Below are 23,477 nucleotides of genomic sequence, written 5' to 3' on the forward strand. Positions count from 1 at the left end.
CAGTCTGTGCTGTACAATTGTTTCACCAGCGTCAACCGACATGGTTTACAACGTACACCATTTATTACACTTGCGACTCCTGACGGGTTTCCTGTTTAGGCACCTCGTCTTTATTACGAATCTTGGTCAGATACGAAATTTGTGGTCTGACGTTAATTTCCTCCAGCACGTGAAAGGCGCGACCTGTTGTTTCGGTCTCCAATGTTTTGGAAATTGTGCTTTCCGGGTTATTCATATCGCCAAAAATTATGGCATTAGTCGGACAAGCTTGTGCACAAGCTACCTGAATCTCATCTGGCAACGGCCGACGACGCTCTTTCTTGGCAGTCAGCTTACCTTCCTGAATTCGTTGTACGCAGAATGAACACTTTTCAATTACCCCACGCGACCGGACGGTCACGTCTGGATTGATGACCATTTTGCCGAGGTCATTGTTGAAGTGATAATCGAAATTGTCATTGTCGAAATACTTCCACCAGTTGAAGCGACGCACTTTGTATGGGCAGTTGTTCGCGCAGTAACGCGTTCCAATGCACCGGTTGTACGTCATCTGGTTGAGACCTTCGGTGCTATGGGTTGTCGCTAAAACGGGACAAACTGTTTCGCACGGAGCGTTACTGCAATGCTGGCAAAGCATTGGCTGGAACACAACCTCCGGGTTATCCGAAGCTACCTCCAGGGCTTTGTAGTCTTCGGCCTCAGCATCACTGCTGTAGTAGCGGTCAATGCGAATCCAGTGCATTTCGCGCCGATTGATGACTTCCTGCCGACCAACGACCTGAATATTGTTCTCCGACTGGCAACCCACTACACAAGCATTACAGCCAATGCAGGAGTTCAGGTCAATAATCATTCCCCAGGAGTGGTTCGGTTTACCGTAGCCATGCCAGAGTGTGATATCCGTCGGGTCCGTTGGCCCTTCAGACGTTTCAACCTTCGGGGTATAACGTCCGGCCATTGGGTTTTTCTGGTAGTCGGCGAGCTTAGCTTCCTGCACCACCGCCCGACGTCCCATAACCGTATCGTGAGTCTGAGTTTGAGCAATTTCCCGTTTACCGTCTGCTTTTTCTACTTTAGCATTAACCGCACTAAAGGTTACGTTTCCGTTGACCACCGTCACGAATGGAAAAGCATTTTTACCGACGCCGTTAGCGGCCTTTCCTGCTTTCTGACGGCCGTAGCCAATAGCAACAGAGACTGTATTATCGGCCTGACCCGGCTGAATGAGCGCTGGCAACTCCATTGACTTACCGCCAACGGATACGGTGACTAAATCATTTTGAGCAACACCCAGCTCATTGGCAGTTTTGTAAGACAGAGCAGCGTAGTTATCCCAGCACGCTTTAGTAACGGGGTCAGGCAGTTCTTGCAGCCAAGGGTTGTTAGCCGTTGTTCCGGTACCAATGCTCACCTTTTCGTACAAAGCCAGCTCCATACCCGTCGTGGGTTTATAACGTTGAGCAATGCCAGTGGCGGCCTGTGTCAGATTACCAGCAAAAACCCCTCCTCCGACAACCGCCTGAGCCGGTGTTGGTTCAAACACCCCATCATGCAGGCACTTAATCCAGAACGCATCAAACGAATCAAACCCAGTAGCCTGCGGGTAATAGGTAGTGCGCCAGAAGTTTTTCAAGTACGTCTGGAAGTCATTTGGCTTACCAACCCACGTCAGCAGACTTGACTGAAACTGACGGGTTTTGAAAATATGCGTAATAGCGGGCTGAGTAAGACTATAGAAACCTTGTTTTGGCTCGGCATCATTCCAACATTCCAGAAAGTGCGGAGCTGGTGTAATGTATTTTGAAAGCGAAGCGGTCTCATCGGCACGGTCAGCAAATGAAACCGATAAAGCCATCTTCGGTAGCGCTTCTGCTAATTCAATGCCACGAGGATGATCATAAACCGGGTTCGCGCCAAAGAACAGCACCGCACCAACCCGGCCTGTTTTGGCTTCGTTGATGAATGCGTTCATCTGCTGATCATTCCCCTGACGATAATTAACTGGGGTATTCAGGTCAATAGTCGTTCCGTAACTACCCAGTAATCCATTAAGCGCGTTAACGATGATCTGTACATTCGAATCGTTGGAGCCCGACACAACCAGTGCTCTACCACGCGAACGAACCAGATCAGTAGCCGCTTTATCTAAATTACCCACGGTGACAGACGGTACGCTAATAGCAGTTCCCCCCAATTTAGCAGCTACTTTGTTGTATAAATTAGCCACTACCAAACCTTCCTGCGACGGTTTGATGGCAGTGCGGTAATCAGCATTAGCACCCGTCATCGACATACCGGTTTCAAATTGGTAATGCCGTGACATTGTCTTTTTACCATTACCTACTGCACCAATCTTACGTCCCTGCGCGTAGGGACGCATGAATTCGATTGGTGCTACCCACGTACCAAGAAAGTCAGCATTGATACTGACGATTGTGCTGGCTTTACTAAAGTCGTAAGACGGAATGATCGCCTTTCCGAAAGACGCCTGATTCGCCTGCACCATGCCAAACGATGAGTTAGCGTCGTACATAATGTGGCGAGTACTGGGGTATTTAGCCACAAAGTCGGTCACAACAGCCTTTGTGGCTGGACTGAGGATAGTTGATGTAATGATGCGAATGGCACCACCCCGCGACGAAATCGAGTTTAACAGATTAGCAATTTCACGGTCAGCCGTAGCCCAGTCGATGACCGTCTCACCCCGACGGGGACCATTCAGCTTATCAATATCGTACAGCGACAGCAAGGACGCCTGAACCCGAGCGGTTGTACCTCCTTTCGAGATAGCCGACAGCGGGTTACCCTCAATCTTAATCGGTCTCCCTTCGCGAGTTTCGACTAATATGGCTGCATAATCGCCCCCATCGGTGTAAGTCGACGCGTAGTAATCAGAGATTGACGGGTAATTACGTTCCGGTTTGTTTATGTACGTTGTGGCGTGATGAACGGGTGTTTCACAGGCAGCCAGCGAAACAGCGGCCATACCAAAACCTACTGCTTTCAAAAAATCACGGCGCTTGGTGTCCGAACCACCGAGAAGACCATCCAGGTCGCCCAGTGATGCGTTTTCGTCGGGATTGGCAAACTCACTGTTAGCGTTCTTAACAAACACAGCATCATTGCGTAGTTCTTCAACCCCTTTCCAATACCGCTTAGTTGTATTTTCCATGCGTGGCATTTGTAGATAAACAATGACTAATGAATCGCCGGACCTTTACTGATGAATCAATTGCCTACATAGCAACTCACCGCACAGTTGGAGCCATTCAGCATCCGGCAATTCGCAGTCGTCAAATTTAGTAGTGGCACTTAGAACACTCCAAACCACCAATGTTGGCTACCTTGAGGGGTTCCTTGCTTTCTTTCCGGTGCAGTGCGACCAGCTTGTCGTAATACGCGTTGTCTTTAGAGTTTACCTCTGTTTTGCGGTGGCAGTCAATACACCAGCCCATCGTCAATGACGAGCGCTCCTGCACTACTTCCATCTTCTCAATTTCACCGTGGCAGGTTGTACACTGCACATTACCCACGTTTACGTGCTGCGCATGGTTAAAGTAAGCCAAATCAGGTAGGTTGTGAACACGAACCCACTCAATAGGTTTGTTCTGCTCAATAGCCGCGTAAATCTTCTGGATCTCCGGAGATTCCTTCTTAATTACCCCGTGGCAATTCATACAAATGTTAGCCGCCGGTATGTGCGCTGACTTACCCTTATTAACGCCCGTGTGGCAGTAATTACAGTCGATTTTGTACTGGCCTGCGTGAAGTTTGTGCGAGTAAGCAATAGGTTGTTTGGGAGCGTACCCCTGCTGAATACCGATGCTATAGGCTCCATCGAGCGTGGCTTTCGTAGCAACCAGCAGGAAAACCCATATAACCACTGAGCGAAGGGTAGGATTATTAAAAGCACTCGCTAATCCTTCCTTCAAACGCTGTCCGAGCGGAGCAGCCGATTGCGTACCATCCGTCGTGACAGGAATAGGCGTTACTGCTTTCGACAAAATCGTTACGATAACGAGCAGTACGCCGAGTACGAGCAGCATTACTACTAAGAGAGCAACCAGAACGAAAGTGAAGAGTTCTGATGGACCTGAAGCTATAGCACCGCCGTTTTCGGCCGATGCACCCCCGCCCCCACGAGCTTGTGCCTCACCAGCCCCACCAACTACAGCCTGAGCAGGCGCACTGGCCTGATCGATGTACGCCAAAATACCATCAATATCATCATTCGTCAAATTCGTAAAACTTGACATCTGAATCTTCTGGTACTTGTTGTATACCTGTACCGCGTATGGGTCGCCCTTAGCAATTACGGCACTGGAATTACGAATCCAGTCATACAACCATTGTTTACCCGGCGCTCGTTGCTGAATACCCTTCAAACCAGGGCCTACAACGACTTCTTCCGTTACAGCGTGACACTGAGCGCAGTTATTCGTGAAGAGAGCTTTTCCCTTCTCGGCATCTCCCCCACCAGTTGCAGCCGGAGTAGCGGTAGCAGGTCCACCACCACCTACCGAAACAGAGTCCTGCGCTTCAACCTGACCACTGTTCACAAACAGCGCCAGCGACAGAGCTAAAAACCCCCAAAGCTTAGACAAGCGACTCATTTTGTGAAGTTTATTTATCGAGTTAGTCAACATAATTACCGCTGAATTATCATTGGTGCACAAAAGTACGACACGATTGCTGGATAGGCAAAAATCAATGTTTACTAATTTTTAAACCCACTTTCTACTTGTGCCGGTTCCACCTGAGCACGCACTTACCGGCCTATTTTGCCTTTTTAACGATTTGTTTAGCACCTTGTTTACAAAAAAAACTGCCGCCCGATTAATTCTTTTTATAGAATCGTTCAGGCGGCAGTTGAGCCGTAAAACTATTAGCTAAAGTGAGGTTCCGAGCGGATTCGAACCGCTGTACGAGGTTTTGCAGACCTCTGCCTAGCCACTCGGCCACGGAACCTTATTTCATACCTAAATACATGACAGAACACGCTTTTAGGACTGCAAACATACGCTTTAATTCATTGTCAGAAAAAACATGAACCAAAAAAGTACCCCAGGCTTTTCGGCTTGGGGTACTTCACGTTGAGCGCAGAAGCAGACAGGCTTAGTTGCGGCCTTCCATTTGTTCTTTCAAAGCGGCTAAGGCATCGAGGTCGCCAAGAGTAGCACCCCGGTCAGCCTGAGCAGCTGTCGAGGCAGGCTTCGCTGGTGCAGCTTTGGGTGCCTTAACTTCTTTTGACGGGTCGTTCTTTTCACCCCACGTTTTGCTGTGTGAGAGCATAATACGCTTCTCGTCCTTTGAAAATTCAGTCACCTTGAAATCAAGATTTTCGCCTACTTCAGCAAACGTACCATCTTCCTTCCCAAGGTTCTTCAGCGATGAGAAGCCTTCAATGCCATAAGGCAGTTCAAGCGTTGCCATCTTATCGTTCTTGTTCAGGATCGTACACCGGTGAATCGTACCAACAGCAAACACAGTCTCAAAGGTATCCCATGGGTTCTCTTCGAGTTGCTTATGGCCTAATGCTAACCGACGGTTGTCAACGTCCAATTCCAGCACCACCACTTCGAGTTCTTCGCCAACTTTGATAAAGTCCGATGGGTGTTTCACCTTCTTCGTCCACGACAGGTCCGATACGTGGACCAGACCGTCGATGCCTTCTTCCAGTTCGAGGAACAGGCCAAAGTTGGTCAGGTTACGCACCAAACCCTTATGGCGGGTACCAATGGCGTATTTCTCACGCAATTCAGGACGCGTCCAAGGATCTTCAGTCAACTGCTTGATGCCAAGCGACATTTTCCGGTCGTTGCGGTCCAACGTCAGCACTTGTGCTTCTACTTCGTCGCCAACCTTCAAAAACTCCTGCGGATTGCGCAGATGCTGCGACCATGACATTTCGGATACGTGGATCAAGCCTTCAACACCGGGCATAATTTCAAGGAACGCACCGTAATCGGCTACGTTCACGATTTTGCCTTTGATTTTCGAACCGATCTGAATATCCTGCGACAGTGCATCCCATGGGTGAGCCTGCAACTGCTTCATGCCAAGCGAAATACGTTTCTTGTCTTCGTCGAAATCGAGCACAACTACGTTGACTTTCTGGTCAAGGCTAAGCACTTCTGACGGATGGCTAATGCGGCCCCACGAGATGTCCGTGATATGTAGCAACCCATCGACACCGCCGAGGTCTATGAATACGCCGAAGTTGGTCATGTTCTTGATAACACCTTCCAGCACTTGGCCCTTCTCGAGGTTGTTCAGGATCTGAGCGCGTTGTGCTTCAAGGTCTTTCTCGATCAGGACTTTGTGCGAAACAACGACGTTATCGTTGGCATAGTTAATCTTGACCACTTTTACTTCCATCTTCTTACCGACAAAAATGTCGAAGTCGCGAATCGGCTTCACGTCAATTTGCGAACCAGGCAAGAAGGCTTCAATGCTAAAAATATCGACAATCAGACCACCTTTCGTCCGGCGCTTCACAAAGCCATCAATCACGAGGTCTTCGTCCAGCGCCCGCTGAATTTTCTGCCAGGCCGTGATTACTTTCGCTTTCTTGCGCGAGAGTACCAACTGACCATTCGGGTCCTCCTGATTTTCTACGTAAACTTCAATTTCATCACCCATCTTCAGTTCCGGCATATCGCGGAACTCAGAAGCTGGCACCAATCCGTCCGATTTGAAGCCGATGTTGAGCAGAACCTCCCGGTCCGTAATACCAACAACAGTCCCCATTACCACTTCTTTCTCTTTGACAACCGCTAAGGTATTGTCATAGAGTTCCATCATCTGGTTGTGTTCATCAACCGAATAGCCGCTTCCAAATCCTTTGTTGTCTGCCCGGTCCCAATCAAATGCCGGTAGTTCGCGTTGCTGCGTTTTGCTCATAAATACTGTTTCCTGACCCGCTCGGTACATCAGTCCGTGGGTCAATGGCGGACTAACTTTAAAATTGTGAAATTTTGTCCTCAAAAAAGGACTGCAAAGATAGCAATAGCTTTGTAAGAAAAGTTTCGGAAGTGGTAAAAGTCTTGACTAAAAGGCAGAAAGGGATAGTGGGGTAAAGTGTAAGTGACCGAATGGACTTACACCTTACCCCACTATCCCTTTCTGCCCTCTGTGCGTTATTGGAACGCCTTTTCCTTTTTGGCTAAGAATGGCATCCAGCTTTCTTCAATTGAACCGGAAAATTCACGCAGGAAAACCAAAAAAGTTGGTTTAAATGGTTTTTGCCGTAGTTTCAAATTGGCCTCATCTGGTGTGTAGTCGCCTTTACGTGAGTTGCACCGTTTGCAGGCTGTAGCTAAATTGTCCCAACTGGTTTTACCCCCGCGCGATTTTGGAATAACGTGGTCAAGCGTTAGGTCATCTGTAGTGCCGCAATACTGGCAGTGGTGACCATCACGCTTGAAGATGTTCTGCCGGGTGAGCATGACGCCCTTATAAGGCAAACTAACGTACCGATGAAGCCGAATGACCGATGGCATTGGAAACTCGGCAGAAACCGTTCGGAGCATAAACTGCTCGGATTCGGCAACGAGTTCGGCTTTGTCTAAATAAACCAGCAAAAATGCTTTAGGAACGGAGCAGATGCTGAGTGCGCTGTAATCTTGGTTTAAGACTAATACTTTCCTGCCCATATCGCGTTTAGTGCCTCTGTACGGTAGCAAGTTACAGAGTTATCCACAAAATGGCAAGTTGTATTGCAAAGTTTAATAGCGTTCGCGTTGCATATCGCGCTCCACCTCACGCTCTTTGATGCTATCCCGCTTATCGTAGAGTTTCTTGCCTTTGGCCAGTGCAATTTCAACCTTGGCAAAACCGCGCTCGTTAGTAAACATTCGGGTCGGAACGATGGTCAGTCCCTGATCCTTCAACTTTTCGCTAATACGCTTAATTTCACGCTTGGTAAGCAGCAGTTTTCGGTCGCGAAGGGGTTCGTGATTATAGTGAGTGCCTTCGTTGTAAAGCGAGATATTCATCTGACGAATGTACAGTTCGTCGTTCAGCATAAGACAATACGCATCCTGAAGATTTACTTTCCCCTGCCGGGCCGACTTGATTTCGGTGCCCGTCAGGACAATACCAGCCGTAAATTTTTCCAGAAATGAATACTCGAAAGAAGCCCGCCGGTTGCGAACGTCGACGTGTTTAACAATAGAAGCAGAAGCCATATACGGGAATCAAAGGCCATAAAGGTAATCGGGTAAGGCCAACAACAACGAAAAATGAATAGTGGTTTGGCACGTAACAAAAAACCGACCGGGCAACGGTTTGTCCCCATTACCCGGTCGGTTCATTTAACAAGCTATAAATGCCTGATGTATGCGTCCGCGCTTATTTCTTCTTTGTCGTCGTCTTTGGTTGGTATTCCTTATTGAGTCCATCTAAAATTGCCTTCGTCTGGTCAGCCGATGGATCAGCAAAAAGGATACCTCCGCCCTTCGTGTAACCCAATACAAACTCGTATTTATTCTGAGTATTAACCTTCTTGAGGTAATCGTAGATCTGGTCGTAGAGTTGTTTGTTCTTCGTCTGCTCCTCAGCGGCTAAATTCTGGGCGGCCCGTTCGCGGTAAGCCAGTATGTCCTGCTGTTCTTTCTGGAGCGACGCTTCCGTAGCCCGGCCCTGCTCCTGCGTCATGGTCGGGGCGCGTTGCTGGAAGAAAGCCACTTTATTTTGCAGGTTACGACCTTTAGTGGCCAACTCGTTTTCGAGCTGAAACCGTTTGCTTTCCAGCACTTTCTGGGTGTCTTTAAAAAAATCGTACTTCGTCAGTAGCGAGTCGACATTGACGTAAACGATAGTCCTTCCTTTTGCTTCAGCAGGCTTCGCCGACATTGGGCTTACGACAGGTTGGCGATCTCTGAAATGTAAGTAGTACAGAACGGCGACGGCGATTGCCAGGATGACGTTCATAATTAACGAGGCATTCTTCACAGGAAACAGATTGGTTAGTGACAAGTTTATCCCACAAAGGTATGGGATTTACGGATTATGAATTATGCACGGCCGGTTGATTTGACACTGCTCGTCGCGTGAAGTACCCCGCCAGCCCGGCAACGCCCCCAACTAAACCACCCGAAACGGCCGTAGCCAGTACAAGGCCAGCGGACGCATCAGCTTTAAACAGCAGTTGACTCATCCGGCCCGTGAAGACTCCATCAGTACGAAAATGAATAAGCAGTGCATAACCTAACCACACCAACGCCACACCCGCGAAACCATATAAAAACGCACGACCAGCACCCAAAATCCGGGAAGCCGTACCCTGGAAAGCTTTATCTCTCCAGAAACAAACGGCAAAAGCGACAATGGCTAAACTCCACCACGGAAGCACCAATTGAGCAAGCAAGCTGAGGCCAGCAATGAGCAAGATCTGAATCATACCGTAATTTATTTTAAGACCATTGTTTGTTTAATACGCGGGCTTTTCTCCTGCGCTGATTGCAGGTATACTAACTCATGAAGCTTGCCCGTGCGCCATGTTTCGATCTGGTCCTGGTAATGCGGACTACCCGGATTACCCGACTGACCACCTGGATAAACGCCGTACGCTTTTGGAGTAGGCCCCAACTCAACAACCATTCGCCACGAAGGGCCGGTCCGTTCCGTAGTAGCGTTCACAATGACGTTCCCCCCGCCCATCTGCACATTCAATACGCTGAACGCATCTAAGCCCGGCACCAAATGTCGAATCGACGTTGCTTTGTGCGGTCCCCACGCCCAGTTCGGACCAACGGGGCCGTGCTTTTTGGTCAATGTGTCGCAGGTCGCGCGAAAACTGTTGCTGAGCACGTCAGTCATGGTTTCGCGAGTTGCTGTCTTTACGTTGTCGAACCAATGGGCGTTGGGTTCGCGCTCAATGAGCCGCATCGTCCGGTCGAAACTGGGTATCTTCGTCATCAGGGTATCACCCCGGTCGAACTCATCCTTCCAGATGGCATCGTAAAGCTGGCGGTTCCACTCGTAAAAAATCGTTGCGCCAACGGCACTGGTATCATTCTGGTACGGCCAGCTTTTCAGGACGGTCAACGCTTTGGCGTATTCTCCTTTCATCCCCGCTGCGTTCAAAATGGGCAGGAGTTTGGGCAGGGCCGTTGCCGCCCGCAGGTTGTAGAGGTCGTTCTGTAACTGGCGCATACTGTCGGTCGTGACGCGTTGCATGGACGTCAGGCGCTGGTTGATGCGCATTCCACGCTCGGCCGGGGCAAATTGCCAGTTGATGTAATAAGGATATGTGGGGTCGGTGGAGAATTGATTGGCTGAGCTGACAAATCCCCTCGGCGGGTTTTTGACGCGCGGATTTTGGTCGGGCGGAATCCAGCCCTGCCAGTCGTGGGTGGGGTTGGTACCATCAAGCAAGTATTTTCCCTGCTCTTTCCATTTCAACGGGTATTTGCCGTTGGGCGAAATTGCAATGTCTTTGTTAACGTCAGCAAACACAAAATTTTGAGCCGGAGCACCGTAGTAAGCCAATGATTTCATATAGTCATTGTAGTTCCTGGCCCGGTTCAGCATATAGTACGCCAGCAGTTCATTGGTCGGTTCATGGGCAATCCAGCGAGCGGCATACCCCGATGGAATGTTGGCCCGAAAGCCTCTCTGCCCAGATTGATTGACAACGGGGCCGTGATGCGTATAATAAACGGTATCAATAACGTCGGGCTTTCCCTTTACCCGAATTACTTCCAACCGACGACGAACCGATTTCCACTGCCCGCCGTGCCAATAAGCTTGTTTACTGGCATCCCGAAACTTGATTTTGTAAAAGTCGAGTACGTCGGCTCCCACGTTCGTAACACCCCAAGCCACGTGCTTATTGAACCCAATTATCACGCCCGGCGATCCCGGCAACGACGCACCACAGGCGTTCATGGTCGGCGAAACCAACTGAATCTGATACCAGATCGACGGTAAACTCAGCGTCAGGTGAGGATCATTGGCCAGAATGGGATAACCCGTCGCTGATTTTTGTGCGCCAACCGCCCAGTTATTGCTGCCGATGGCCGGGTCCTGGTTGGGCCAGTTCAACGCGAGGGGATTGGCAGCGGGCAGCGAATCGGTCGAAGTTGGAACGCGGAGGGGTTTGAAATCCCACTTTGTGCCGGGCGGGATGATGGGGTCTTCGTGGTCAGGGTAATCCGGAAAAAGGTCGTTGGTAACAGCAGATCCAAATATCTGCCGAACGTTACTCATCTGTAAATCGTCAGCTCCGCTGGCCAGCGTACTGGTCATGGCTTTGAGCAACAACGCGCATTTCAGGGGCGTCCATGGTTCGGGGGCGTAGCCCAACAGTTTATATTCTACGGGGTAGTTAGCAGGGCGCAAACTGGAGATCCAGGCATTCACCCCCGCCGAGTAAGCGTCCACAATTTGCTTCGACTTCGGATCGCTCATCATCGCTTTCAGCGCCTGCTCAGCACCGTAAACCATACCAATCTCCCGGTTAAACCGATCCAGCGGCAGTGCCCGCTCCCCAACGAGTTCAGATAGTCGCCCACCAGCCGCGTGGGTCTGGAACTCCATCTGCCAAAGCCGGTCGCGGGCCGTCAGGTAGCCTTGTGCGAAGTAAACATCATGGTCATTTTGAGCGAACACATGCGGCACGGCCTGATCATCGAAAAGAACCGTGACGGGTGCTTCCGTGCCTTCTATATCAATATCCTGGCTCACATCAGCGTTACTCTCCGCATTTTGCCAAAACCCAACGAATGGACTGAGCAATGGGCCAAAAGCCGGAACACTGCCCCAGGGGCGATTCAAGGCGTAAACAAGTGCCAGCGTGAGAAACGAAAACAAAACAGCTTTGATGTATTTCATCGATTATAAAGGCAAAATGTGGGGTTATGGCCTGCAAGTTTACTATTGCACCCAGCAAATAAAAAGTATTGCTTTCCTGATTAGAACAAATCTTTTCTACAGTTAGCATCACAGGGCAGATTAGCCAGCATTTTCAGGCATCTCTTGACCAAACCAGTTTTATGCGAGGTGACACTGCGTAGCGGGACGGTAATTGTATTTTTCTATTTGGACAAAACCGTACTTTTGAGTGCTACTATCACTCAATCACATGAAAATCACTTTTTTGTTGCTTGTTATAAGTTTACTCTACGCGTCGCAACGCCCGGCTCCTCCCACGTTCGATTTGCAGGGCCACCGGGGCTGTCGGGGATTAATACCCGAAAATACGGTACCCGCCTTCAAAAAAGCCCTCGATCTCGGCGTCACGACGCTGGAGTTAGATGTGGTCATCAGCAAGGACCAGCAAGTGGTCGTGTCGCACGAACCCTATTTCAATTCAGCATTCAGCATCAAGCCTGACGGAAAACCTGTTGAGAAAAGTGAAGAAAAAAGCTTGAATTTGTACCAGATGGATTACGCCGAGATCAAACGGTACGACGTTGGATCGAACGGCAACCCGGCTTACCCCGAACAGCAGAAACTTAAAACCTACAAGCCGCTGCTGAGCGAGGTAATCGAGCAGGCCGAAGCACATCGCAAGTCTAAAAACGGACCAGCCTTCTCTTATAACATCGAACTTAAAAGCGAACCCTCCGAATATAATAAGAGCCAGCCCGAACCGGCCGCCTTCTGCAATCTGGTGAAGGCTGTGCTTACCAGCCTGAACACTCAACCCGAACGTATCACCATTCAAAGTTTTGACTTTGCTATTCTCAAACACTGGCAGCAACAGACCGTTTCGGGCAAGTACCCGAAAGTTCGGTTGGCCGCTTTGGTCGAAAACCTGCGCAGTCCGGAAAAAAACTTAGACGAGTTGGGTTTCAAACCGGACATTTATAGCCCGTATTACCGGCTGCTGAGTCAGGATAAAATCGCCCGGCTGCACGAGCAGGGCATTAAGGTTATTCCGTGGACGGTCAACCAGCGCGACGATATGGTTCGGCTTAAAGCGTGGGGCGTCGACGGGTTGATTACAGACTACCCGGACCGGGCAATCGGTTTATGAACCAACCGTCGTTTTGCGAGTTTCTATCACTAAATCAGCCTAACCCGGTTATTTCTTTGCTTTCTTTGGCACCATGACCCTTCTAAACACCACGCTCAAATGGCTCCTGCAACGGCGAATTCCGCGCATCGAGGCCATGATGAAACACCCCGGCGCGGTGCAGCAAACGGTGTTTACGCAGTTGATTCGATCCGGACGACGAACGGAATGGGGTCGGAAGTACGGCTATAAATCGATTCAAACCGTTGCTGATTTTCAGCAGCAGGTGCCGGTGTCGAGTTACGAGGACCTGTTTCCGTACATCGAACGGGTGATGAAGGGTGAGAACAAACTGCTTTGGCCCTCACCGGTGCGGTGGTTTGCCAAATCGTCCGGCACGACCAACGCCCGTAGCAAGTTCATTCCCGTGACGACCGAATCACTGGATGAAAGTCACCTCAGGGGCGGCAAGGACATGATGGCGCTGTACATCGCCAACAATCCCAATAGCCGAACCTTCGAGGGCAAAGGATTGTCCATCGGCGGTAGTCTGCACGCAAATCCGTACGGAGCCAATAGTGCGGCTGGCGACGTGTCGGCGGTGGTGATGAAAAACCTGCCGAGTTGGGCGCAATTTATCCGGACGCCTTCGCTTGAGGTGGCGTTGATGGACGAGTGGGAGACCAAGCTGGAACTCATGGCCGATATTACGTCGCAGGAGAACGTAACGAGTATGCTGGGCGCACCCACTTGGGGCCTTGTTCTGATCGACAAAATTCTGGCCCGGACTGGCAAGGCGAACATTCTGGAGGTTTGGCCAAACTTTGAGTTGCTAGTTCATGGAGCCGTTAATTTCCAGCCCTACCGCGATCTGTTTCAGCAGCAGGTATTGCCGTCTAAAGAAATTCACTATCAAGAAGTTTATAACGCATCGGAAGGCTTCTTTGCTATTCAGGATGACCTCGGGCGCATCGGCGAAATGCTGCTGATGCTCGATTACGGCATCTTTTACGAGTTCATTCCAAGTAACGAGGCTGACCAACTATTTCCAAAAGCACTGACCATTGAAGAGGTCGAGCTGGACAAAAACTACGCCCTCGTCGTGTCGACTAACAGCGGATTGTGGCGCTACAAAATCGGTGATACGGTTCGGTTTACCTCGCTGTATCCACACCGGCTGAAGGTTAGTGGCCGCACCAAACACTTTATCAATGCCTTCGGTGAAGAAGTCATCGTTGAAAACGCCGAAGCGGCCATTACGCGGGCCTGCGAGGAGACGGGCGCTGTTATGGCCGATTATACGGCCGGCCCCGTTTACATGAGCAATGGTGCTAATGGCTGCCACGAGTGGGTCATTGAGTTTACGCACCAACCCGATGACCAAGAGCGTTTTGGTCAGGTGCTGGACGAAACACTCCGGCAAATTAACTCGGACTACGACGCCAAACGTTACAACGACATCGTGCTCAAACGTCCCCTCGTTCATGTGGTGCCACGCGGCACCTTCTACGCCTGGATGAAGCAGCGCGGCAAGTTAGGGGGTCAGCACAAGGTTCCCCGGCTGGCCAACTCGCGGGAGTATCTGGACGATATCTTGAAGGTGATGATGGAATCTTAATCCACTTATCACTAACCACGCACCAACTTCTTTTCTTTCAGAAAATCATTGGTCATTACTACTTTGTCAGGATTCAGCACGATCTGCTTTACGACTTCGCAGATGAACAGTTCGTGGTCCCCGGCATCGGTTGAGTGCAAAACACGGCACTGCGCATAACCAATCGCTTCGGTTAAGTACGGGCAACCGCGCTCGTCGTGAGCATGGGGCAGATTCTTGAACTTATCCTTGTAGCGACCCGATCCGGGGCGGCCCGATTGCTGCCCTAATTTCCGAATCAAACCCGGCTGATCGGTTGCCAGCAGATTCACGTTTAAAATACCACTCTCCTGCACCAGTTCAATCGTATAATCTGCTTTATACAACGCTACAGCCAGCACCTTTCCGCCCATTGCCGTTTGCATCACCCACGTTGCAATATTGGCATTCCGGCGTCCATCCCGCTCCGGCGTACCGGCGGTTACGGTTGTGATGCAGTGAACATCGTAATTTTTATATTTCAGCAGGCGTTTGGACATAAGTCAGTGTGTTTGTGATGGAGCTGTTCGTAGAGTTGATGCGTCCCGCGAACGAAGCAAAATGGATGCTTGTTAGTTAATTGCGGTAACCGTCCGACTGACTAATTTACCGACTGGCTGATGAAATCTTTTGACATTCCTGAATATTACCGCAGTAACATCATCACTCCTCTGAAGGAATTCCGGCGTAAACGCGACAAACTCAAGCGGGATTTCACCCCCACCGTGCTCGATTTTGGTCCAATCCGATTTCACATTGCCCGGCACTTCGGCTTCTGCTACGGCGTCGAAAATGCGGTTGAGATCGCGTACAAAGCCATTGCCGAAAACCCCGACAAACGAATATTCCTGCTCAGCGAAATGATTCATAACCCCGATGTCAACGCTGATTTGCAGGATCGGGGCGTGCGGTTCATCATGGATACGGCCGGTCGCCAGCTAATGCCCTGGTCGGAGCTAACGCCCGACGATGTTGTGATTATTCCGGCGTTCGGCACTACCCTCGAAACGCAGCACCAACTGTCGGCGGCTGGTTTGAATGTGGCCAAGTACGACACGACTTGTCCATTTGTTGAAAAGGTCTGGAATAAAGCGGCTCAGATTGGTCAGAAGCATTATACGGTTGTCGTCCATGGGAAGCCAAGCCATGAAGAAACCCGCGCAACCTTCTCGCACAGCAAAGAAGCGGCTCCCACCGTTGTTGTCAAAGACATGGCACAGGCGCAACGGCTGGCGGGCTACATTACCGGCGAGATGCTCACTAACCAGTTCTACGCGGAGTTTGCCGGTCAGTTTTCCGACGGGTTCGATCCTGTTCGCGACTTACAGCGCATCGGCGTCGTGAATCAGACAACTATGCTGGCCTCCGACACGCAGGGTATTGCCGATTACCTGAAGCGGGTGATGATTCAGCACTACGCCCTTAGTCCCGAACAGGTAGAAACCCATTTTGCCAACACCCGTGACACCCTCTGCTACGCAACCAACGACAATCAAGATGCCACGTATGCTCTGCTCGACTACCCAGCGCATTTCGCCATAGTGGCCGGGGGGTATAATTCATCAAACACCTCACACCTTGTTGAGTTATGCGCCGAAAAACTACCAACGTACTTTATTGAATCGGAACAGAAAATACTCTCCGAAACACTCATCCGGCATTTCGATACTCACACAAAACAAGAGGTTGTCACCGAGAACTACTTTCCCAGTTTGGATGGCCCTCAACCAGGTGATTCGGCGACGCAGCCCATCACGGTCCTGCTGACCTGCGGAGCCTCCTGCCCGGATGCTGTAGTCGAAGGGATTATGCTAAAAATAATTAGTTACTTTCCCAACGCCCGCCCCATCGCCGACGTGATGGCCGACTACCAGTCCTAATTACTGCACCTTCACAATCGTCGGTCGGCTTTCGTTATGCAGCCGATCCACGGCCGTGACGACGTACACGTACTTCTTTTTCGAATCGGCGTTTTTATCCACGAAACTTGTGGACGATTCGCCAAAACAGCGGGCAATAATAAACCGGGGATCATCGAGTGTCAAACGCGGGCGACGCCCCTCAAAGCGGTAGACAACGTAGGAACTGGCCCCGTCACCGTCGAGTGCCTGGGCGGATTGCTGCCAAGACAGGTCAACACCTTCGGATGTCATAGCGCCCTTCAGGTCGCGGGGCGGCAGGGGTGGGATACTGTCTAACCATGTCATTGTCGGCACCAGTGCCGGGTAATTATAAAAATTAGTTCGTAAGGAATCCCGAATAGCTAATGAGTTGTTCTGAAGCGATTTAGCACTAAAAAATACACTACCCAGCACGGCTTTTTGTTGTCGGTTGTAACGCATCTGATCGGGAAACTCGGTTGCCCGCCCCCAACCCGGATCGCGCTCCGAACCACGCCCCACCCGATACGCACCCTGCCCTACGTACAGATGAACCCGTCCCGAATTGCGGGTCCACCAATCCACCAGCGTTCTGTAAGGCGCACGGCCAAACTCCTGACTAAAGTAAACTTGCGGCACAACGTAATCCATGAGTCCGTCGCGCACCCACTTGCGAGTATCGGCGTATAAATCATAGTAAGATTGCCCACCGTTGGTTAAGGAGCCTTCAGGGTCGTTGCGCTGGTTTTTCCAGATACCAAACGGGCTGATACCAAATTTTACCCAAGGCTTATTGGCCCGAATGGAGTCCCGAAGTTCAGTGATGAGTTTCGTGACATTATCGCGTCGCCAGTCAGCTTTAATCATGCCATTGTAATTGGCCTGATAGGTGCTATCGTCGCGCAGGGTTTGACCAGCAACGGCGTAGGGATAAAAATAGTCGTCGAAGTGGATACCATCTACGTCATATTCGCGCACAACGTTGGCCACGATGCTGGCGATGTAAGACCGAACGGCGGGTACGCCAAGGTTGAACAGTTTGCGACCGCCGTAGTTCAGAATCCACTCCGGTTTGCGATAAATAATGTTGGTGGGAGCAACACTGGCCGTTTTGCTGAACGTAGCCCGGTCGAGATTAAACCAGGCATGAAACTCTAAACCGCGCTGATGGGCCTGCTCAATCATAAACTCAAGCGGATCGTAGAATGGCTCCGGGGCCAGACCCTGCTGCCCTGTCAGCCACTCCGACCACGGTTCCGAACTTTTAGCGTAGAACGCATCGGCAGCCGACCGGATTTGGACAACTACGGCGTTTAAGCCCATCTGTTGCTGCTGATCGAACATGGCCACAAGTTCGCGCTGCTGATCGGCGGGAGGTAATCCTTTCTTGCTAGGCCAGTCGAGGTTGTCAATAGTAGCAATCCAAACCGCCCGAAATTCGCGTTTAGGCGGGACCGGGCCGGTCATATCGGGCTGCGGATCAGCAAGCTCATCGAGTTCGGCTGTATCAGTGAGGGGCACTACCACCGTTGGCAGCGTTGCCACAGTTGGTTTGGGTGGAGCAGGCTGGCCAAGAGTGGGCTTCTGCGTCGTTGGCTTACTGACCACGGGTCGACCAGGATTAGCAGCGGGTCGGCGTTGCAATGGGTTTGTGGCAACGGGTCTGGCAGGACGGCAGCCATACCCCAGAACAGCAATGAGCACGAAGCAAAGAAGAGCAGTGAAACGCATTAGACAGGGTGGGTTAACTGCCAAAATTAACGATAGTCGATCACACGGTCGCTGAATAGGCGGTCAATTCTGTTTCTTTCCAGTCGTCCGGCACGCGTCGCTGCAGTAAATAACATTGTCCCAGTCGCGCTCCCACTTCTTGCGCCAGTTGAAAGGCCGATTACAAACAGGACATATTTTGGTGGGCAGATCCGATTTTTTGCGCATTTTCATAGGAATAGTGCTGAGCTGGTTTGGGCAAATGTCAGGACAAAAACACGTAACCTTTATCCGATTCTTCCCGTTACTATCCTTATGAAACTATCCGCAGCAGTAACAGCCCTCAACGACGCCGACATTGACCGGATCATCGAAATGGCCTGGGAGGACCGGACTCCATTCGACGCGATTGAAGGGCAGTTTGGTTTGTCGGAGCAGGAGGTTATTGCCCTGATGCGTCGGGAAATGAAGCCTTCTTCGTGGCGCATGTGGCGGGCGCGGGTGCAGGGACGTTCCACCAAACATGCGGCTCTGTCAGAAGTCGATGACGCACGATTTAAGTCAAATCAACAACGGGCTGTGACGCTCAATAAGATTACCAAACGATAAGTTACTAATTTGGCCTCTTCAGTATTTAACTTACTTTTGTGCCGCTAAAGCAGAGAACGGGCAATATTTCTATTGTTTTTTGAAGAAAACCAATATCTTTTTAGATTATTTGTCGTTAAAGATAGTAGCTTTGCCCTGTTCAGCAACCCAGTTCAATCAGACCGATTCGTTACTATGTCGAGCCAGAAGTTAGATCAGATAGATCGCAACGTTTTAGAGATTCTGCAAGCCAATGCCAAAATTACCAACGCTCAGCTTTCCAAAGAAATTGGCTTGTCTCCTGCCCCCACGTTAGAGCGCGTCAAGAAACTTGAAACGTCAGGAATTATTCAAAGTTATCACGCTCAACTCAACCGCGACAAAGTTGGCCTTGGTGTAACCACGTTTGTAATGGTGACGCTCGTTGGTCACAAGAAAGATACAACAATGTCTTTCGTTGATAAAGCCAACACCATTCCCGAAATCATTGAGTGCCACCACATTACTGGCTCGGGCGATTTTCTGTTGAAGGTAATTGCGAAAGATATTCAGTCTTACCAGGCCCTGATGCTTGACGTGATTAACGAAATTGGCGAAGTGGCCAGTACCCAAACAATGGTCATCATGTCTACCTTTAAAGAAAGCAAAGTGCTGCCGATTCCGTGAGAAGATATAGTGTAAAATGAATAACGGTCAATGGATAATGGAGTAGACAGCCATTGTCCATTGACCGTCATTCATTTTACATTACCTTACTATTTCCTCTTCCGCCGTTCTTCCCTTCTCGATTTTTTGCTGGCATCCAGCGCCTTCTTGGCTTCTTTGAACTGGCTCGACTTCCGCTCAGCTTTGTCCATCACTTCCTTATAGTATCCCTGCGCCTGATCGTACTGCTTCTCATCAGTCGCAATTTTACCCAGCGCCAGCACCGACGACCAATAGTAGCCCGCATTCATTGCGTTAGTCTGCTTAGCAAATTCAATCGACTTCTGGTAATACCTCTTGGCTTCGGGCAGATTTTTGTAGAATAATTGGTTTACGTATCCCAGGATGTAAGCCGCCGTTCGCCCGCTAACGCCTTCGTAACCCGATTGGCTGCGTTCAATTTTAGCCATAATGCTTTTCGATATTCGTTCAGCTTCGGGTAGCCGACCTTGTGCGAATGCTGACCGGGCGTAATAGCGTTCGAAGAACGGATTGTCCGGATACTGCTCCGTCATGTACTTAGCCATCTCGTAAGCCTTCTCGTACTGGTTTTCCATGCTGTAAATCTGAAGCAGGAAATACCGGGCCTCCACGCGGGTGTAAAACGCCGTGTTGGCCGTCTTTTCCAACTGCCGGATGCCACTCTGCTTGTTTCCTTTCGGGAAGAAAGCCAGAATGGGCTTCAACAGCGGATAGTTCTCAGGAATCCATTGCGCGTAATAATTATACATGCCATCGCCAAAAAGCAGTTCGGGACTGAAGTCGGCATTCCCTTTGCATTTGTCAAAATATTTCAGGGCATTCTTACCCGCAAAGGTTGCCTTGGTCCACTTCTTACGCTCCGAGTATAAGCGCCCTTTGAAAGCGTAGGCAGCTGCCAGAAAAAACGCAGGTTCGAGTTTATTCTGGCTTTCATCATATAACTTTTCGGCCAGTGCAATAGTCGAATCCATGTACATCAGGCACTGGTCATCATAGTCAGTGACATCGGTGTTGGGCACGATTTTCCACCACTCGGCCAAACCCAGCATGAAGTAAGGCATCGGGTGTTTTGGGTATCGCGTACGCAACCACCGAAACTCTTTATCCGCTTCGTAGAACTTGTAATTGTACATTTGATTGATAGCCTCCGCCGACTCAATCTGAACGCCGGGATGCTTCAATAAACCGTTATACACCTTGTCGAACGCCGACGGGTCATAGAGTTGGGCCTGTGCTAAAGTAGCCAGTCCCGTCAGCAATACCGTCAACACCAATAGTTTCATCCGTCTCATTTGTCTCTGGCAACGCATACCGTCCAAGTAGTTGCGTTGACCCTGTTTATAAAGCGTTTATTGGTCACTAAAAGGCTTGACGCCCGTGATAGGTATAACGTAAACCAGTAGTAGTACGTTTACCTGGGCTTATTTTTCGGCGAATTTTTGCCCGCATACGTAGCCCCACTGTATCTTTGACCTTCCCTGTCTCTCCCATGCTGCTCATCAACGATAAAGCGTTTGTACCCTTCATTTCTGCTGAAGCCATTCAAACGCGAATTCAGGAACTGGCCGATCAGATCAATCAGGACTATGCCGACAAAAAACCATTGCTCGTCGTTGTGCTTAATGGGGCGTTCCTGTTTGCGGCCGACCTGATGAAAAATCTGACGATTCCCTGCGAAATCACCTTCATTCGGGTGGCATCATACACCGCTACTGAGTCTACCGGGCAGTTGAAACAGATTTTGGGTTTAAGCGAATCCATCGCCAGCCGCAACCTGATCGTTGTTGAAGACATCGTCGATACCGGCTTCACCATCTGTGAGGTATGTGATCAGCTACGCGCTCAAAATCCGGCTTCCATCGCTATTGCTACGTTGCTGTTCAAACCAGCGGCTTTGACAAAGCAGGTGGAACTGCGCTATGTCGGTTTCGAGATCGAAAATCAATTTGTACTGGGCTACGGGCTGGATTATGACGGGTTAGGACGCAACACGAAAGAGATTCTGGTGCTTCTACAGTGAGCGGTTATCAGGGAGCAGCCAATAGTTATCGCTGGTAGTTAGACGAAATTGTTGGCTGCTCCCTGATAACTGCTCACTGTTTCACCGGTCAACTTCTCCCATAACCACGTCGATTGACCCGATAATAGCCACCAAATCTGCCAGCATCGCGCCTTTGCTGATTTCACCAATGACCGACAAGTTATGGAAACAGCACGACCGGGCTTTGCAGCGCACCGGCACGTCGGACCGGCCATCGGTGCGAAAAAAGAACCCTAACTCGCCTTTCGCACTCTCGGCGCGGGCGTAAAAATCCATTGCCTTGGGCCTGATTTTTTTGGGAACAACCGCCTGCGGATCATAGTCGCGGGTGCGTTTGTGGTTGCCGGTTAGCTGATCGAGGCATTGCTCAACGATGTGCAGCGACTCATGACATTCCAGCACCCGAACGTTGTTGCGGTCCCAGCAGTCGCCAACGGTTCCCATCCGCCCCTCGCCAATCGGAATAGCAAAATCCAGTTCCGGATAAACCGAGTAGCCGTCGACCCGGCGGAGGTCGTAGCGCAGGCCCGACCCACGCAGCATGGGGCCGGTGCAGCCGTAACTGATGGCCACCGACAAGGGCAACACGCCTACATTGGCCGTGCGGCCAATGAAAATATCATTTTCGATGACAAGCTGCTGCAACTCGACCAGCTTTGGTTTAAGGTACTTCACAAACTCCCGGCATCGCTCCTCGAAGCCTACGGGTAAGTCATAGAACAAGCCCCCAATCCAGATATAATTGTACAACATTCGGGCACCGCTGACCCATTCGAGCAAGCGCTGAATGTGCTCCCGGTCGCGCATGAGCCACAGAAACGGCGTGTAGGCCCCAATATCGAGGGCATATGTGCCAATACCGACAAAGTGAGCCGCAATCCGGTTCAGTTCGGCCACCAGTACCCGGATGTATTCGGTTCGTTTGGAAATATCATTCTGAATACCCAACATTCGCTCTACGCCCATCACAAACGCGTGTTCGGAGTTCATGGCGGCCAAATAATCGAGTCGATCCACAAACGGAATTGTCTGATTGAAGGGCAGCGACTCCGCGTGTTTTTCAAAACACCGGTGCAGGTAGCCCACGTGCGGCACCACATCCACCACAATCTCGCCATCGGTCACAACCTCCAGCCGCAACACGCCATGCGTCGATGGGTGCTGCGGTCCCATGTTCAGGATCATTTCACCTTCGTTGAGACTGTCCTGCCCATAAACGCCCGGTTCCGACGCCTTAAAGTGGCCAGGGGCGTACTCGTATTGAATTGTTTGCGTAGTCATTCTGACAGCAAAGGTCGACATGGGAGAAACTAAACCCGATAACTCAACGAAATTTTGACGCTAACCAACTACAAATCATCTATTTCCTCGGCAGTTGTTTGCTCAATAAAAGAGATTTCGTACCTTTGCGCTCCTTATCGAGAAAACAGACTTAAGCGATGGCAAAGAAAGGCGCCAATAGAATTCAGGTTATTCTGGAATGCACCGAACAGAAAGACAGCGGTGTTCCCGGCATGTCCCGGTATATAACGACCAAAAATCGGAAAAATACCCCCGCCCGTATCGAGCGGAAGAAATACAATCCGTTTCTGAAAAAAGTTACGTTGCATAAAGAAATTAAATAATTGGTCGTTTAGTTAGCGTGTTGGTCGGTTGATCAGCGTTCGTTAATCAATCGACTGAGAAATTACTTAACAGATACTTGTGCTATGGCAAAAAAGGTAGTTGCAACCCTGAAAACAAAAGATAACGCGAAGGCATTCGCCAAAGTTATCAGAGCCATCAAATCGCCCAAGACGGGTGCTTACACCTTCAAGGAAGAGATGGTGCCGGTTGATGATGTGCAGGCTGCGCTGAAAAGCTGAAGAACTGCACCACTCGTTTTCCGTGTGAATGCCTACAAGAGTCCCACAGCCCGCGCGGCTTGGTGGGACTTTTTTCATTATTGCTTTGTTCCGAACAGTTAGTGAG

The 23,477-nt window shown here is 50.2% G+C and carries 21 protein-coding genes and 1 tRNA gene; 8 read left to right on the forward strand and 14 right to left on the reverse strand.

What is annotated here, in order from left to right:
• Nucleotides 1-64: 64 nt before the first annotated feature.
• From ACYVHB_RS22910 to ACYVHB_RS22950, 9 genes are all read right to left on the reverse strand, one after another.
• Complete coding sequence (locus tag ACYVHB_RS22910) at nt 65-3,172, reverse strand: TAT-variant-translocated molybdopterin oxidoreductase (protein ID WP_461054133.1); 3,108 nt, start codon at nt 3,170-3,172, stop codon at nt 65-67.
• A gap of 127 nt (nt 3,173-3,299) precedes the next feature.
• On the reverse strand, nt 3,300-4,613 hold the full coding sequence (locus ACYVHB_RS22915) for a c-type cytochrome (protein ID WP_461054134.1): 1,314 nt from the start codon (nt 4,611-4,613) through the stop codon (nt 3,300-3,302).
• Between the two features lie 284 nt (nt 4,614-4,897).
• Nucleotides 4,898-4,968, reverse strand: a tRNA-Cys gene (locus ACYVHB_RS22920).
• 147 nt (nt 4,969-5,115) lie between these two features.
• Nucleotides 5,116-6,903 (reverse strand): 30S ribosomal protein S1, encoded by a 1,788-nt coding sequence (gene rpsA / locus ACYVHB_RS22925; RefSeq protein ID WP_461054135.1) that lies wholly within the window; start codon nt 6,901-6,903, stop codon nt 5,116-5,118.
• 236 nt (nt 6,904-7,139) lie between these two features.
• Nucleotides 7,140-7,655, reverse strand: coding sequence for an HNH endonuclease (locus tag ACYVHB_RS22930; RefSeq protein ID WP_461054136.1), 516 nt, complete (start codon nt 7,653-7,655; stop codon nt 7,140-7,142).
• Nucleotides 7,656-7,727: 72 nt separating this feature from the next.
• Nucleotides 7,728-8,189, reverse strand: a complete 462-nt coding sequence (smpB, locus tag ACYVHB_RS22935) for an SsrA-binding protein SmpB (protein ID WP_461054137.1) — start codon at nt 8,187-8,189, stop codon at nt 7,728-7,730.
• Nucleotides 8,190-8,352: 163 nt separating this feature from the next.
• On the reverse strand, nt 8,353-8,955 hold the full coding sequence (locus ACYVHB_RS22940) for an OmpH/Skp family outer membrane protein (RefSeq protein WP_461054138.1): 603 nt from the start codon (nt 8,953-8,955) through the stop codon (nt 8,353-8,355).
• Nucleotides 8,956-9,010: 55 nt separating this feature from the next.
• Nucleotides 9,011-9,403 (reverse strand): hypothetical protein, encoded by a 393-nt coding sequence (locus tag ACYVHB_RS22945; protein WP_461054139.1) that lies wholly within the window; start codon nt 9,401-9,403, stop codon nt 9,011-9,013.
• An 8-nt stretch (nt 9,404-9,411) separates the two neighbouring features.
• Complete coding sequence (locus ACYVHB_RS22950; RefSeq protein WP_461054140.1) at nt 9,412-11,838, reverse strand: penicillin acylase family protein; 2,427 nt, start codon at nt 11,836-11,838, stop codon at nt 9,412-9,414.
• Nucleotides 11,839-12,088: 250 nt separating this feature from the next.
• On the opposite strand from ACYVHB_RS22950, the gene ACYVHB_RS22955 reads away from it, so the two are divergent.
• Nucleotides 12,089-12,985 carry a glycerophosphodiester phosphodiesterase family protein gene (locus ACYVHB_RS22955; protein WP_461054141.1) on the forward strand — a complete coding sequence of 299 codons (897 nt, stop codon included), beginning with the start codon at nt 12,089-12,091 and terminating at the stop codon, nt 12,983-12,985.
• Nucleotides 12,986-13,058: 73 nt separating this feature from the next.
• Nucleotides 13,059-14,582, forward strand: a complete 1,524-nt coding sequence (locus ACYVHB_RS22960; RefSeq protein WP_461054142.1) for a GH3 auxin-responsive promoter family protein — start codon at nt 13,059-13,061, stop codon at nt 14,580-14,582.
• An 11-nt stretch (nt 14,583-14,593) separates the two neighbouring features.
• On the opposite strand, the gene ACYVHB_RS22965 is transcribed toward ACYVHB_RS22960, so the two are convergent.
• The gene (locus ACYVHB_RS22965) at nt 14,594-15,100 is read right to left on the reverse strand and encodes a flavin reductase family protein (RefSeq protein ID WP_461054143.1); all 507 of its coding nucleotides are present in this window, start codon (nt 15,098-15,100) and stop codon (nt 14,594-14,596) included.
• A 120-nt stretch (nt 15,101-15,220) separates the two neighbouring features.
• Here ACYVHB_RS22965 and ACYVHB_RS22970 point away from each other — a divergent pair, with 120 nt between their 5' ends.
• Nucleotides 15,221-16,480, forward strand: a complete 1,260-nt coding sequence (locus tag ACYVHB_RS22970) for a 4-hydroxy-3-methylbut-2-enyl diphosphate reductase (protein ID WP_461054144.1) — start codon at nt 15,221-15,223, stop codon at nt 16,478-16,480.
• Here the strand turns inward: ACYVHB_RS22970 and ACYVHB_RS22975 are convergent, their stop codons facing one another.
• Entirely contained in the window at nt 16,481-18,211 is a 1,731-nt protein-coding gene (locus ACYVHB_RS22975; protein WP_461054145.1) for a glycoside hydrolase family 10 protein, read from the reverse strand.
• A 63-nt stretch (nt 18,212-18,274) separates the two neighbouring features.
• Nucleotides 18,275-18,424, reverse strand: a complete 150-nt coding sequence (locus ACYVHB_RS22980) for a DUF2256 domain-containing protein (RefSeq protein ID WP_461054146.1) — start codon at nt 18,422-18,424, stop codon at nt 18,275-18,277.
• An 81-nt stretch (nt 18,425-18,505) separates the two neighbouring features.
• On the opposite strand from ACYVHB_RS22980, the gene ACYVHB_RS22985 reads away from it, so the two are divergent.
• Nucleotides 18,506-18,799 carry a TIGR03643 family protein gene (locus tag ACYVHB_RS22985; RefSeq protein ID WP_461054147.1) on the forward strand — a complete coding sequence of 98 codons (294 nt, stop codon included), beginning with the start codon at nt 18,506-18,508 and terminating at the stop codon, nt 18,797-18,799.
• 174 nt (nt 18,800-18,973) lie between these two features.
• Nucleotides 18,974-19,444 (forward strand): Lrp/AsnC family transcriptional regulator, encoded by a 471-nt coding sequence (locus tag ACYVHB_RS22990; protein WP_461054284.1) that lies wholly within the window; start codon nt 18,974-18,976, stop codon nt 19,442-19,444.
• Between the two features lie 89 nt (nt 19,445-19,533).
• Here ACYVHB_RS22990 and ACYVHB_RS22995 read toward each other — a convergent pair whose 3' ends face one another.
• Nucleotides 19,534-20,748, reverse strand: coding sequence for a tetratricopeptide repeat protein (locus ACYVHB_RS22995; RefSeq protein ID WP_461054148.1), 1,215 nt, complete (start codon nt 20,746-20,748; stop codon nt 19,534-19,536).
• A gap of 206 nt (nt 20,749-20,954) precedes the next feature.
• On the opposite strand from ACYVHB_RS22995, the gene hpt reads away from it, so the two are divergent.
• The gene (hpt, locus tag ACYVHB_RS23000) at nt 20,955-21,485 is read left to right on the forward strand and encodes a hypoxanthine phosphoribosyltransferase (protein WP_461054285.1); all 531 of its coding nucleotides are present in this window, start codon (nt 20,955-20,957) and stop codon (nt 21,483-21,485) included.
• An 81-nt stretch (nt 21,486-21,566) separates the two neighbouring features.
• Here the strand turns inward: hpt and ACYVHB_RS23005 are convergent, their stop codons facing one another.
• A complete protein-coding gene (locus tag ACYVHB_RS23005; RefSeq protein WP_461054149.1) occupies nt 21,567-22,787 on the reverse strand; it encodes an NADH-quinone oxidoreductase subunit D in 1,221 nt (406 codons plus the stop codon).
• A 158-nt stretch (nt 22,788-22,945) separates the two neighbouring features.
• Between ACYVHB_RS23005 and rpmG the strand changes: the two genes are divergently transcribed.
• Nucleotides 22,946-23,131, forward strand: coding sequence for a 50S ribosomal protein L33 (rpmG, locus tag ACYVHB_RS23010; protein ID WP_012929817.1), 186 nt, complete (start codon nt 22,946-22,948; stop codon nt 23,129-23,131).
• Between the two features lie 84 nt (nt 23,132-23,215).
• On the forward strand, nt 23,216-23,371 hold the full coding sequence (locus tag ACYVHB_RS23015) for a DUF4295 domain-containing protein (RefSeq protein ID WP_461054150.1): 156 nt from the start codon (nt 23,216-23,218) through the stop codon (nt 23,369-23,371).
• Nucleotides 23,372-23,477 lie beyond the last annotated feature (106 nt).

Source organism: Spirosoma arcticum (genome assembly GCF_054779955.1).